Origin of the sequence: Streptosporangium sp. NPDC049644 (assembly GCF_040675205.1) — a bacterium.
GTDB classification, from domain to species: Bacteria; Actinomycetota; Actinomycetes; order Streptosporangiales; family Streptosporangiaceae; genus Streptosporangium; species Streptosporangium fukuiense.
In genome coordinates this window covers 20,277-20,485 of record NZ_JBFAOJ010000026.1, presented here as the reverse complement: position 1 = coordinate 20,485, position 209 = coordinate 20,277, and the positions used below count along the sequence as shown (strand labels likewise).

Genomic DNA, 209 nt, shown 5'->3' with positions numbered 1-209 from the left:
GTGGTCTTGGTGGTCCGCGAGGTGGGTTTCGTGGTCCGGGATGTCGTCGCCCGCGAGGTGGTGCCTGCGGCGCGTGACGTGGGCCTGGTGGCGCGTGACGTGGTCTTGGTGGTCCGCGAGGTGGGTTTCGTGGTCCGGGATGTCGTCGCCCGCGAGGTGGTGCCTGCGGCGCGTGACGTGGGCCTGGTGGCGCGCGATGTGGTCTTGGC

Annotated in this window: 1 protein-coding gene; it reads left to right on the top strand. The window is 71.3% G+C overall.

Translation table 11 applies throughout. The features are described from left to right. Positions 1–209: hypothetical protein (locus AB0J58_RS17150; RefSeq protein WP_364216394.1), on the top strand; the 209-nt coding region annotated here is incomplete at both ends.